General features: G+C 70.3%; 13 protein-coding genes. 3 read left to right on the plus strand and 10 right to left on the minus strand.

The genetic code is table 11. The annotated features are described in order from the left end of the window. Positions 1–100: 100 nt before the first annotated feature. Both ACIO52_RS27160 and ACIO52_RS27165 read right to left on the minus strand, forming a co-directional pair. The gene (locus ACIO52_RS27160; protein ID WP_402647828.1) at positions 101–1,714 is read right to left on the minus strand and encodes an AMP-binding protein; all 1,614 of its coding nucleotides are present in this window, start codon (positions 1,712–1,714) and stop codon (positions 101–103) included. Further along, positions 1,714–3,342: an AMP-binding protein gene (locus ACIO52_RS27165; protein WP_402647831.1), complete on the minus strand. Its 1,629-nt coding sequence runs from the start codon at positions 3,340–3,342 to the stop codon at positions 1,714–1,716. Before ACIO52_RS27165 ends, ACIO52_RS27160 begins: the two co-directional genes overlap by 1 nt. A 95-nt stretch (positions 3,343–3,437) precedes the next feature. Between ACIO52_RS27165 and ACIO52_RS27170 the strand changes: the two genes are divergently transcribed. Continuing rightward, positions 3,438–4,289, plus strand: a complete 852-nt coding sequence (locus ACIO52_RS27170; protein ID WP_218716831.1) for a LuxR C-terminal-related transcriptional regulator — start codon at positions 3,438–3,440, stop codon at positions 4,287–4,289. Positions 4,290–4,632: 343 nt separating this feature from the next. After that, complete coding sequence (locus tag ACIO52_RS27175; protein ID WP_218716830.1) at positions 4,633–5,001, plus strand: VOC family protein; 369 nt, start codon at positions 4,633–4,635, stop codon at positions 4,999–5,001. Here the strand turns inward: ACIO52_RS27175 and trmD are convergent. The 6 genes from trmD to ACIO52_RS27205 all read right to left on the minus strand — a co-directional run bounded on the left by trmD (position 4,998) and on the right by ACIO52_RS27205 (position 9,098). Next, positions 4,998–5,693 (minus strand): tRNA (guanosine(37)-N1)-methyltransferase TrmD, encoded by a 696-nt coding sequence (gene trmD / locus ACIO52_RS27180; RefSeq protein ID WP_218716829.1) that lies wholly within the window; start codon positions 5,691–5,693, stop codon positions 4,998–5,000. The genes ACIO52_RS27175 and trmD overlap by 4 nt on opposite strands. A 3-nt stretch (positions 5,694–5,696) precedes the next feature. Then, complete coding sequence (gene rimM / locus ACIO52_RS27185) at positions 5,697–6,221, minus strand: ribosome maturation factor RimM (protein ID WP_218716828.1); 525 nt, start codon at positions 6,219–6,221, stop codon at positions 5,697–5,699. Further along, complete coding sequence (locus ACIO52_RS27190) at positions 6,222–6,464, minus strand: RNA-binding protein (RefSeq protein WP_019048210.1); 243 nt, start codon at positions 6,462–6,464, stop codon at positions 6,222–6,224. It lies immediately after the preceding gene. After that, complete coding sequence (gene rpsP, locus ACIO52_RS27195) at positions 6,464–6,901, minus strand: 30S ribosomal protein S16 (RefSeq protein WP_218716827.1); 438 nt, start codon at positions 6,899–6,901, stop codon at positions 6,464–6,466. Before rpsP ends, ACIO52_RS27190 begins: the two co-directional genes overlap by 1 nt. 198 nt (positions 6,902–7,099) lie before the next feature. Beyond that, positions 7,100–8,194, minus strand: a complete 1,095-nt coding sequence (locus tag ACIO52_RS27200) for an amidohydrolase family protein (RefSeq protein ID WP_402647837.1) — start codon at positions 8,192–8,194, stop codon at positions 7,100–7,102. An 88-nt stretch (positions 8,195–8,282) separates the two neighbouring features. Next, entirely contained in the window at positions 8,283–9,098 is an 816-nt protein-coding gene (locus ACIO52_RS27205; RefSeq protein WP_218716825.1) for a nuclear transport factor 2 family protein, read from the minus strand. 105 nt (positions 9,099–9,203) lie between these two features. Here ACIO52_RS27205 and ACIO52_RS27210 point away from each other — a divergent pair, with 105 nt between their 5' ends. Next, complete coding sequence (locus tag ACIO52_RS27210) at positions 9,204–9,995, plus strand: methyltransferase (protein ID WP_218716824.1); 792 nt, start codon at positions 9,204–9,206, stop codon at positions 9,993–9,995. Positions 9,996–10,314: 319 nt separating this feature from the next. On the opposite strand, the gene ffh is transcribed toward ACIO52_RS27210, so the two are convergent. Together ffh and ACIO52_RS27220 are read right to left on the minus strand one after the other, a co-directional pair. Then, positions 10,315–11,877: a signal recognition particle protein gene (gene ffh, locus ACIO52_RS27215; protein WP_218716823.1), complete on the minus strand. Its 1,563-nt coding sequence runs from the start codon at positions 11,875–11,877 to the stop codon at positions 10,315–10,317. 55 nt (positions 11,878–11,932) lie between these two features. Beyond that, complete coding sequence (locus tag ACIO52_RS27220; RefSeq protein ID WP_308248378.1) at positions 11,933–12,247, minus strand: hypothetical protein; 315 nt, start codon at positions 12,245–12,247, stop codon at positions 11,933–11,935. Positions 12,248–12,342: the final 95 nt, after the last annotated feature.

Below are 12,342 nucleotides of genomic sequence, written 5' to 3' on the forward strand. Positions count from 1 at the left end.
GAACCCCGGCTCCCCCGGCGATTCGCCGGACACGCTATCAGCCGGTCGTGCATCCGGCGGCGTGTCACGTCATCTGCCGGGAGAGGCGGGGTCCGGTCGATCAGCCGAGGATGTCCCTGGCCAGCTCGCGCATCTCGGCTTTGCGGATCTTGCCGGTGACCGTCATCGGGAACTCATCGACGACATGGACGTAGCGCGGGATCTTGTAGTGGGCCAGGCGGCCGGTGCAGAAGGCCCGGACTGCGGCGGCGTCGAGCAGCGGCGCGCCCTCGCGCAGCCGGAGCCAGACCATCAATTCCTCGCCGTACTTGTCGTCGGGGACGCCGATCACCTGGGCGTCGACGACGTCGGGGTGGGTGTAGAGGAATTCCTCGATTTCGCGGGGGTAGATGTTCTCGCCGCCGCGGATCACCATGTCCTTGATCCGGCCGGTGACCGAGAGGTAGCCGTCGTCGTCCATGACGCCGATGTCGCCGGTGTGCATCCACCGGGCCGCGTCGATCGCCTCGGCGGTCTTGTCGGGCTGGTCCCAGTAGCCGAGCATCACCGAGTAGCCGCGGGTGCACAGTTCGCCCGCCTCGCCGCGCGGCAGGGTGCGTCCGGTCGCCGGGTCGACCACCTTCACCTCGAGGTGCGGCCCGACCCGGCCGACGGTGGCGGTGCGGCGCTCGATGCTGTCGTCGCTGCGGGTCTGGGTGGACACCGGCGAGGTCTCGGTCATGCCGTAACAGATGGACACCTCGGCCATCCCGAGCTGGTCGATGACCCGTTTCATCACCTCCACCGGGCACGGCGAGCCCGCCATGATGCCGGTGCGCAGGCTCGACAGATCCGGGGTGGCACCGGCGTCGAGCTCGGCCAGCATCGCGATGAACATCGTCGGGACGCCGTAGAGCGAGGTGCAGCGCTCGGCGGCGACGGCGGCCAGGGTCGCCGCCGGGTCGAACGCGGGCGCCGGGATCACCACGGCCGCACCGTGCGAGGTGGCCGCGAGATTGCCCATGACCATGCCGAAGCAGTGGTAGTACGGCACCGGCACGCAGATCCGGTCGAGCTCGGTGTAGCCGCACAGTTCGCCGACGAAGAAGCCGTTGTTGAGGATGTTGTGGTGGCTGAGCGTGGCGCCCTTCGGGAAACCCGTGGTGCCCGAGGTGTATTGGATATTGATCGGGTCGTCGGCCGACAGCGTCGCGGCGATGCCGGCCAGACGCGCGGCATCGGGTTCGGTGGCCGCGACCCGCTGCCACTGCGGCCGCCCGAGGATGAGCACCTGCTCCAGATCGGGACAATTCGGCCGGACCTCGTCGATCATCGCCACATAGTCCGAGGTCTTGAACTCCGGCGCCGCGATCAGCTGGCGGATACCCGCCTGCCGCAGCACGTACTCGAGTTCGCTGGTGCGATAGGCGGGGTTGATATTGACCAGCACCGCGCCCAGTTTCGCCGTGGCGTACTGCACTAGGAACCACTCCGCGCAGTTGGGCGCCCAGATCCCGACCCGGTCGCCGGCGCCGATGCCGAGGTCGGCCAGACCGGTCGCCACGGCGTCGACGGCGACGCCGAGTTCGCGGTAGGTCCAGCGCCGTCCGGTCGGGCGGTCGATCAGCGCGTCGCGGTCCGGGTGGGCGGCCACGGTGCGATCGAGGTTCGCGCCGATGGTGTCGCCGAGCAACGGGGTGTCGGCCAAGCCGTGGGCGTAGCTCAGTTCGGGCATCAGCGGGTCTCCTTGCCGCGCAGCAGGAAACGCTGCACCTTGCCACTCGGTGTCTTGGGCAGGCTCGCCACGTAGTGGACCTGCCGGGGGTAGGCGTGCGCCGCGAACTTGTCCTTGACCAGCCGCTGCAGTTCGGCGGTCAGCTCGTCGTCCCCGGTCGCGCCGTCACGCAGCACGACGAACGCTTCGAGGACCTCGCCGCGCAGCTCGTCGGGCATGCCGACGACGGCGGCCTCGGCGACCTGATCGTGCAGCACCAGCACGCTCTCGACCTCGAACGGGCCGATCCGGTAGCCGGCCATGATGATCACGTCGTCGTCGCGGGAGCTGAAATGGAAGAAGCCGTCGATGTCGCGGGCGCCGACGTCACCGGTGAGGTACCAGCGGCCGTCGGCGGTGAACCGGCTCGCGGTGCGTTCGGGGGCGTCGAGGTAACCGAGGAACCACAGCAGCGGGCTGTGATCGGTGTCGATGGCGACCCGGCCGATCTCGCCGGGCGCGGCCTCGACATCGGCGTCGTCGGACAGGACCGCGCAGGTCCAGCCGGGCAGCTGGGTGCCCATCGACCCGAGCGGGGCGGGCCGGTCGACGTCGGGATGCCAGGCATGACAGATGACCATGCCGTGCTCGGTCTGGCCGTAGTGATCGCGCACCGCGACCCCGAGCGCCCGCTCCGACCAGGCGACGACATCGGGGGTGAGCGGTTCGCCCGCCGACGACGCCCGGCGCAGCGTGATCCCCTCGGGGACGGCGCCCGCGCGCAGCGCCCGGTAGACCGTCGGCGCGGCGGCGAAGTTGGTGACGCCGAAGCGGCGCAGGACGTCGACGGTGAGCGGAGCCGAGAAACCGGCGTGCAGCAGCAGGCTGCGGGTGCCGGTCGCCAGCGGGGCCAGGATCGCGTAGTAGAGCCCGTACGCCCAGCCCGGGTCGGCGGCGTTCCAGTAGACGTCCTCGGGCCGCACGTCCAGGGCGAACTCCTGGTAGGCGTGGAACGACGCCAGCGATCGCACGGGGATCGGGACGCCCTTGGGGGTGCCGGTGGTGCCGCTGGTGAACAGCTGGACCAGCAGGCCGTCACCCCCGACGGCCACCGGGACCGCGCGCGGGTCGTCGGCTCGGTGCGCGGCGAGCAGGTCGGCGAAACGCAGCGCCCCGGGGACATCGGTCTCGCCGACGATGATCGTGCGGCGATCCGGATCGGCGGGGATGTCGGCGCTCACGGCCAGCTTCGCCGCCTGGTCGGCGTCGGCGACGACCACCTTCGTGCGGCTGGCCGCGAGCCGGAAGCCGATCGCGGGCGGCGCGAAGGCGGTGAACAGCGGAACGTGCACCGCGCCGCGCCGCCAGATGCCGAGCAGCGCCACGACCAGATCGGCGGACTTGGCCATCAGTGTCGCGACCCGGTCGCCCGGCTCGACACCGAGCTCGGCCAGCGCCGCGGCGAAGCGGGCCGATCGTTCCCGCAGTTCGCCGTAGGTCAGATCGTGCGCACTCAGATCGGACTCGACGACGGTGAACGCGATCCGCTCGGCCGGATGGCGATCACACAGCAGGTCGGCCGCGGTGGCCTCGGGTCCGTCGTAACACTCGAGCAGGTCGCGCACCCGCGCGTCCAGGTCGGTACTCATCGCAGTTCTCCTCAACACCTGGACCGGGCCGCCAGGTCTTGTCCTAGAATGTGGCACACCTCACGTTCGCCACTACCCCCGAAAAGGGGTGACCGATGCCGGCCACTGCTCTGTTGCGCCCCCGCGACGGCGATGCCCTGCGCGCGGAGATCCGCTGGGTGGCGCGCCGGGCGGACGTCCCGGTGATCTTCGGCGGCGCGGTCGACGAGGACGCCCTGCTGCTCACCGAGTTCGTCGGCACCGTCACCACGGGGCTCCGCGGCCTCACGGTGCTGCGCACGTCCGGGCTCGGCGGCCAGGCTATGGACCTGCGCAGGCCCGCCTCGGTGGCCGACTATCGCGGCGCTTCCACCATCACCCACCACTACGACGGCCCGGTATGCGGCGAGGGGCTGCGCTCGGTGGTCGCGGTGCCGGTCGTGGTGGACGACCGGCCGCGCGCGGTGCTGTACGCGGCCACCCGGGGCGCCGGCCCGATCGGCGATCGCACGACCGAGGTGATCCTGCAGTCGAGCAGACGGCTGGCCGCCGAGATCGCGGTGCGCGACGAGGTGGACCGGCGGGTCAGGATGCTCGCGCTCACGGCGCCCACCCCTGCCGCCGCTCCGGCGGTCACCGAGGAACTGCGCGAGATCCACGCCGAGCTGCGGGCTCTGGCGGCGGCCAGCGGCGACGCGGGGGTGCGTGCGCAACTGTCCGGGGTGTGCGATCGGCTGACGGGAGTGCTGGCGGGTGAGTCGGCGGCGGAGGTGCCCCGGCTGTCGCGACGCGAACTCGACGTCCTCGCCCAGATCGCGCTCGGCTGCACGAATCAGGAAGCGGCGCTGCGGCTCTCACTGGGTGCCGAGACCGTCAAGAGCTATCTGCGGCAGGCGATGACCAAACTCGACGCGCGAACTCGGCACGAAGCGGTGGCGCTGGCTCGGCGCCACGGACTGCTGCCCTGATGTGTGATCGGTCACCCTCGCGGCCGTCCTGACGGCCGGTGCGCGCACCCGCGATCGACGATGCCGCCGAGTACGTCCCCCGGCCCGGGGCTCGCGTCCGGGACGCTTCGGTCCGGGCCGGGCCTCGAATCCTCCAGGGCCGCACGGTCTGTACTGGGCACATGGGCGGCACGGCCGGAGCACACCGCCCGATCGGCCGAGTACCGTTGCGCCGGAAGCCGTTCCGGATGGAACGAGCAATCCTCGCCCTGGACGATGACACAACGAATTACCCCTGCGGATACCCGAATATCTTTGGGACAAAACAATCTCGACGTCGATCCGGCCCGGTAGCGTCGGTCCGATGACGGAGCCTTTCCAATTGGCCGGCGTCTCGCTGGACTGTGACGACCCCGAAACCCTCGCCCGCTTCTATCTCGGGCTGCTCGGTGGCCGCGTGCTGTGGAACGACGTCCACAGCGTCGGAATCCGGCTCCCCTCGGGACTGACGGTCGCCGCGCAACGGGTCGAGGACTACTACCCGCCGCAGTGGCCGGGCAGCGCCGCCGTGCAGCTGGAGCTGGCCGCCGATGCCGACCTGGATCTGTGCGAACAGCACGCGATGGCGATAGGCGCCAAACCAGCTCCGGTGCAACAGGATCCGCGCTGGCGTGTCCTGCTCGACCCGGCGGGGCACCCGTTCTGTATCACCACCCGGGTGGTGCCCGCCTAGCGCGGGAGTTCCGGCTCCGGGAGCAGATCCGGCCTGCGGTCGCGGGTGCGTTCCAGCGCCTGCTCGTGCCGCCAGGCGGCCACCTTGGCGTGATCGCCGGAGAGCAGGATCGGCGGCACGTCCAGGCCGCGCCAGGACACCGGGCGGGTGTAGCTGGGACCCTCGAGCAGTCCGTCGGAGAACGAATCCTCCTGGTGGGACTGCTGATTGCCGAGCACGCCGGGGATCAAGCGCACCACGGCCTCGGTCATCACCAGCACGGCCGCCTCGCCGCCGATGAGCACGTAGTCGCCGATGCTCACCTCCTCGACGCGCACGCGACGGGCGGCGTCGTCGAAGACGCGCTGGTCGATGCCCTCGTAGCGGCCACACGCGAAGACGAGGTGGCGCTCGGTGGACCAGCGCTGCGCGGTGGCCTGGGTGAACGGCACGCCCGCGGGCGTGGGCACGACGAGCAGGGCGTCGTCGGGGCAGACCGCGTCCAGCGCGTCACCCCAGACGGTGGGCTTCATGACCATGCCGGGACCGCCGCCGTAGGGCGAATCGTCGACCGACTTGTGCACGTCGTGCGTCCAGTCACGCAGGTCGTGCACACCGATCGAGATCAGGCCCTTGTCGACGGCCTTGCCGAGCAGCGCGGTACGCAGCGGCTCGAGGTACTCCGGGAAGATCGTGACGACGTCGAGTTGCACGAATTACTCCGGATCGAGCAGGCCCTCGGGCGGATCGATGACCACCAGTCCATCGGCGATCGACACGGTCGGCACGATGGCGGTGACGAAGGGAATGAGAATCTCGCGGCCGTCGTCGGCGGCGCGCACCGACAGCAGTTCGCCCGCGGCCGAATGCAGCACTTCGGTGACCTCGCCGACGACGGTGCCGTCGGTGAGCTCGACCCGCAGGCCCTCGAGCTCGTGGTCGTAGAAGGCGTCCTCGTCCTCGGACGGGGGCAGCGATTCGCTGTCGACGACGAAGAGCATGCCGCGCAGCGCGTCGGCCGCGGTGCGGTCGGCGACGCCGTCGACGAAGACCAGAAGCCGGCCCGAGTGCTCTCGGGCCGACTTCACGGTGTAGTCGCGGGTCGCCGCGGATTTCGGCATCCGGCCGTGCAGGGTGGCACCGGGGGCGAACCGGAGTTCCGGCTCGTCGGTGCGCACCTCGACGACGAGTTCGCCGCGCACGCCGTGCGACTTGGCGACCCTACCTACGACGAGTTCCATCTAGGCGTCGGTGTCGACCACGTCGACCCGGATACCACGGCCACCGATGCCGGCGACCAGGGTGCGCAGCGCGGTCGCGGTACGACCACCGCGTCCGATCACCTTGCCGAGGTCCTCGGGGTGGACGTGCACCTCGACGGTGCGCCCGCGCCGGCCGGTGATCAGCTCGACGCGGACGTCATCGGGGTTGGCGACGATGCCACGAACCAGATGTTCGACGGCATCGGCAACAACGGCAGTCATTACTCGGCAGCCTCAGCGGCGGGGGCCTCGGCGGCCTCCTCGTCCTTCTTGGCGGCCTTCTTCTTGGGGGTGACGGCCTCGGCGACGGGCTCGTTGTCGGCGGCGGCCAGCGCGGCGTTGAACAGGTCCAGCTTGGACGGCTTGGCGGCCTTCACCTTGAGGGTGCCCTCGGTGCCCGGCAGGCCCTTGAACTTCTGCCAGTCGCCGGTGATCTCCAGCAGACGCTGCACGGACTCGGTCGGCTGCGCGCCGACGGACAGCCAGTACGCGACGCGATCGGCATCGATCTCGATCAGCGAAGGCTCTTCCTTCGGGTGGTACTTGCCGATGGCCTCGATGGCCCGGCCGTCACGACGGGTACGGGCGTCGGCGACAACCACGCGGTACTGCGGGTTGCGGATCTTGCCCAGGCGGGTGAGCTTGATGCGAACAGCCATGCTGATCTGCCTCTTTCAGTAGTTTGGTCACCACGCGATTCGGCGACCCGCATGGTCTGCGGGTCCGGTTTCGCGCATGAAGTGCGTGACCGCCGCGCGGTACGTGACCGGAGACGGGCTGACACTGTCCAGGAAGGACGGTTGTTCATTGTGCCAGACCGGCCCACCCCGCTCGAAATCGGCCGTTCCCGCCACCGGTCAGCGGTGGCCGGTCACCGGGTTCGGGGTTTTGACGACCAGACCGCGCAGGACGACCCAGTCGGGGTCGGTGAGCGCGGCCGGAGTGGTGCGGGGGTCGTCGGAGTAGACGACGAAGTCGGCGGGAGCGCCTTCCGCGATGCCGGGGCGACCCAGCCAGGCGCGGGCGTTCCAGGACGCGGCGCCCAGGGCCTCGTGGGGCGACAGACCCGCACCGCCCAGGGCGGCGATCTCGTCGGCGATGCGGCCGTGGCGGATGGAACCGCCCGCGTCGGTGCCCGCGTAGATGGGCACCCCCGCCTCGTGGGCGTTGCCGACCGTGTCGCGGACGCGGCGGTGCAGGTCGCGCATGTGGGCGGCGTAGACGGGGAACTTGCCCGCGCTGTCGGCGATGCCGGGGAAGGTGTCGATATTGATCAGGGTGGGGACCAGGGCGGTGCCGTGGGCGAGCATCAGCTCGATGGTGTCGTCGGTGATGCCGGTGCCGTGCTCGAGGCAGTCGATGCCCGCGTTGATCAGGCCGGGCAGAGCGTCCTCACCGAAGACGTGGGCGGTGACGCGGGCGCCGTTGGCGTGGGCGGCGTCGATCGCCTGCTTCAGGATGTCGTCGCTCCACAGCGGGCGCAGGTCGCCGACGGAGCGGTCGATCCAGTCGCCCACGATCTTGACCCAGCCGTCGCCGAAGCGGGCCTGCTCGGCGACGATCTCCGGCAGGTCGCGTTCGTCGTCGAGCTCGATGCCCAGTTCGCGGATGTAGCGCTTGGGGCGCGCGATGTGGCGGCCCGCGCGGATGATGCGCGGGAGCTCGGCGTGCTCGTCGATGAAGCGGGTGTCGATCGGCGAGCCCGCGTCGCGCAGCAGCAGCGCACCGGCGTCGCGCTCGGTCTCGGCCTGGTCGATCGCGCCCTCGCGGGTCTCGTCGCCGCCGCCGTAGCGGATGCCGACGTGACAGTGGGCGTCGACCAGGCCGGGCACGATCCAGCCGGTGCGGCACAAGGTTTCGGCCCCGGCGACCGGCTCGAAGGTGACGGACCCGTCGACGACCCACAGGTCGCGCTCCTCGTCCCCGGGGAGAACCACACCACGCAGATGCACACGAACCTCCAGACGTCGGCCTGGCCCCCAACCTACCGCTCGGGGGCGGCCGAGGCACTCGCCTCGGGCGCGAGCCCGCTGCCGGTGACTAGCGGCCGAGCGGTTCGTCGAGGAAGACCGTCACCGCGACGATCCGCGGCTCGTCGGCCGCGAAGTCGACGAAGGCCACCCCCTGCGCGGTGCCGATCCGCACACTCGCGCTGACCGTGCGCCCGGCGGCGATCATCTTGTCCCACCGGATGTCTCGCGCGAGCTCGGCGAACCCGGCCGCGTCGACCGGCCGCCCGGCAGGCAGTTCCACCGCCGCCCTGGCCCCGAGCAGGTCCCGCACGCCCGCCGGGTCGCCCGCGGCGGCGGCGCCGAACAGCCTGCCGACGACGCGCTTGCCCGTCGCGCCCACGCCGCGCAGGCCGCGCAGCATGCCCATCGCACCGCCGACGCCCAGCTCGGAGACCAGTTGCGGACCGAGCTTAGTCCCGGCCAGCACCCCGGCCGGGCCGGTGGCCAGCAGCCGCCGGATCATCACCGCCAGCTCCCAGTGCGCGGCCAGGCGCGCGATCCGCCAGCCGTCGGCCGACTCGATCAGGTCGTAGCGCAGGTGCATGGGCACGGTGACGGTGGCGCCGGTCGACATGGTGGTCTCGATGTGCAGGTCGCGCACCACCGTGCGCCCGGCGACCAGGTCGCGCTCGACCCGGAAGGCGATGGTGTTCGGAGCGATGAAGACGTTGTAGAACCGCGAGATCGCCTCGCGGCCGATGTGTTCGCGCGCGCCGTACGGATCGTGCACCGCGGCGTTGTCGACGAACAGGCCGACCCAGGCGTCCTTGTCGTGCGCGGCCACCGCGCGCGGTGAGGCCTGCACGGCCGCCAGCAGGTCTTCCGCGGTCCGATCCAACGGCATGTAGGTCCTCCATAGTCGCGCTGCCCCTGCCCGATCCATGATAGAACGTGTTCTAGTTTTGCGTCGGCGATCGTGCCCGGCGCTCTGTTGGACAAAGGAATCTCGATGGACTGGTACACCGGGAACGCCACCTACGACACGGTGCTGGCCATCGCCTTCGCCTTCGCCGCGTTCGTGATCGTGGGCGGACTGTTCGCGCAGAGTCCCTACGGCCGTTTCGCCTCGACCTCGATCGGCTTCAATCTCAACCCCAAGCTCGGCTGGTGGCTGATGGAACTGCCCGCAACCGTGGTGTTCGCGGTGTTCTACCTCGGCGGGCCCGACCGTTTCGAGCCGGTGCCGCTGGTGCTGGCGGCGATCTGGCTGCTGCACTACGGCAATCGCGGCTGGTTCTTCCCGCTCTCCATCCGGCAGGTGCCGGGCAAGAAGAGCAGCTTCAACTTCTCGGTGGTCGCGGCCGGGGTGTTCGTCACCGCGTTGCACGGCTACCTCAACGGCGCGTTCTTCAGCCACGACTACAAGAACCAGTACGGCACCGCCTGGCTCACCGACCCGCGCTTCCTGATCGGGCTCGTGGTGTACCTGTGCGGCTTCGGCCTGCTGGTCCGGTCGGAGGCGATCGTGCGCAACCTGCGCGACAAGAACAACCCCGGCGCCGCCGAGTACCGCATCCCGCACGGCGGCGGCTTCCGTTTCGTCAGCAGCCCGGCCTACCTGGGCGAACTGATCGCCTGGGCCGGGTTCGCGCTACTCACCTGGTCGCTGGCCGGCGTGGCCATCTTCCTGATCACCGCGGGCAACCTGGTGCCGCGCGCCTTCGCGACGCACCGCTGGTACCGGGAGAAGTTCGTCGACTACCCCCCGACCCGCAAAGCCCTGATCCCCGGCGTGATCTGACAACTCCCCCCGCACAACCCGACCTCGAGGAGGGTTCGCCGCGCAGCGGCGGTCGCGGCCGTCCCCCCCCCCCCCCGCCCGGGGGGCCCCCCCCCCCGCGCCCCCCCCCCCCGCCGCGCCGCGGGGCCGAACGGGGCGCGCCCCGCACGCCCCCCCCCGCAAACCCCAACCCCCTGGCGGGGGGGGGGCTCTGCGGCGGTCGCGGCCGTCCCGCCGATCAGCGGCAGTTGCGCAAGCGACGAAGGAGCAAGCAACTGCCGCCGATCGGCGGGACAGAAGGGGCCGCGACTCGAGCGCACCAGCGCTCGAATTACACAGCTCAGTTCTTGGGGAACTTCAGCTGCGACAGGTCGATACCTTCCAGACCGGGCGGCAGCTGGTCCAGGCCGGGCGGCATCTGCGACAGGTCCATGCCCGGCGGCAGACCGGGCATCCCGGCGGGCATACCGGGGAAACCACCGCGCATCTTCGGCGGGGTCGGGCCGCGACCACCCTTCTTGCCCTTCTTGCCCTTCTTGTTGTTGCCGCGGCGCGCGCCGGGCAGGCCCATCTGACGGCCCATCATGGCCATCATCTTCTTGGCCTCGAAGAAGCGGTCGACGAGCTGGTTGACCTCGGAGACCTGCACGCCCGAGCCGTTGGCGATGCGCAGGCGGCGGGAGGCGTTGATGATCTTCGGGTTGTCGCGCTCGGCGGGGGTCATGCCGCGGATGATGGCCTGCACGCGGTCGAGCTGCTTGTCGTCGACCTGGGCGAGCACGTCCTTCATCTGACCGGCGCCCGGCAGCATGCCGAGCAGGTTGCCGATCGGGCCCATCTTGCGGATGGCCAGCATTTGATCGAGGAAGTCCTCGAGGGTGAGCTCGCCGCTGCCGATCTTGCGGGCGGTCTCCTCGGCCTGCTGGGCGTCGTAGACCTGCTCGGCCTGCTCGATCAGGGTGAGCACGTCACCCATGCCGAGAATGCGCGAGGCCATCCGGTCCGGGTGGAAGACGTCGAAGTCCTCGAGCTTCTCACCGGTGGAGGCGAACATGATCGGCGAACCGGTCACGTTGCGGACCGACAGCGCGGCACCACCGCGCGCGTCGCCGTCGAGCTTGGTGAGCACGACACCGGTGAAGCCGACACCGTCGCGGAACGCCTCGGCGGTGCTGACCGCGTCCTGACCGATCATCGCGTCGAGCACGAACAGGGTCTCGTCGGGCTGCACGGCGTCGCGGATGCCCGCGGCCTGGCGCATCAGCTCGGCGTCGATACCGAGACGGCCCGCGGTGTCGACGATGACCACGTCGTGCTGCTTGGCCTTGGCCTCCTCGACACCGGCGCGGGCGACGCCGACCGGGTCGGCCGCGGAGATGCCGAGCGGGTTCTCGCCGCCGCCCACGGAGGTGCCGGGATGCGGGGCGAACACGGGCACGCCCGCGCGCTCACCGACGACCTGCAGCTGGGTGACCGCGCCGGGACGCTGGAGGTCACAGGCGACCAGCAGCGGCTGATGACCCTGGCCCTTGAGCCATTTGGCGAGCTTGCCGGCGAGGGTGGTCTTACCGGCACCCTGCAAGCCGGCCAGCATGATGACCGTCGGCGGATTCTTGGCGAGATTGAGCCTGCGGGTCTCCCCGCCGAGGATGCCGACGAGCTCCTCGTTGACGATCTTGACGACCTGCTGCGCCGGGTTCAGCGCCGCGGAGACCTCGGCGCCCTTGGCGCGTTCCTTGACGTTGGCGATGAAGCCGCGCACCACGGGCAGCGCGACGTCGGCTTCCAGGAGGGCGAGGCGGATCTCGCGCGCCGTGGCGTCGATGTCGGCCGGTGACAGACGCCCCTTACCGCGCAGATCCTGCAGTGCACCGGTAAGCCGGTCGGACAGGGATTCGAACACCGATCGCGCTCCTGATCTGAAAGGGACGTCTATTGCCCTCCCAGGGTAATGGGTGTTATTCCCGGTGCCGCACGTGCGGTGGCGCGGTGCGCCGCAATTCGTGGTTTTCGATGTTCACCAGGTACACCGCCTCCCGCCCGGTGAGACCCAGTTCACGCGAGAGCGCCTCGATCCGCGCCCACTCGGCATCGGGACTGTCGACGTGCCGGGCGGTCGTGGAGGCGATGGTCATCGCCGCCAGGGCCTGGGCGCCGGTGAGTGTGCGCCCCGGTAGCCACGAAACCACCCACAGGTCACCGCCGACGCAGCGCGCGATATGCGTGGTCGCGTCACTGGTCATCATCGATGCGGAAACGACTTCGATAGCCACGGATCTGCTCCCCTCGAACGAGTGACAGCCAGACCTCTCGAATGCTATAGGTCTGATCTCGACTGATCGGGCAACGCCGACCGTTGACGGGCAAC

This window comes from Nocardia sp. NPDC087230 (genome assembly GCF_044744725.1).
In the GTDB taxonomy this organism is placed as follows: domain Bacteria; phylum Actinomycetota; class Actinomycetes; order Mycobacteriales; family Mycobacteriaceae; genus Nocardia; species Nocardia canadensis.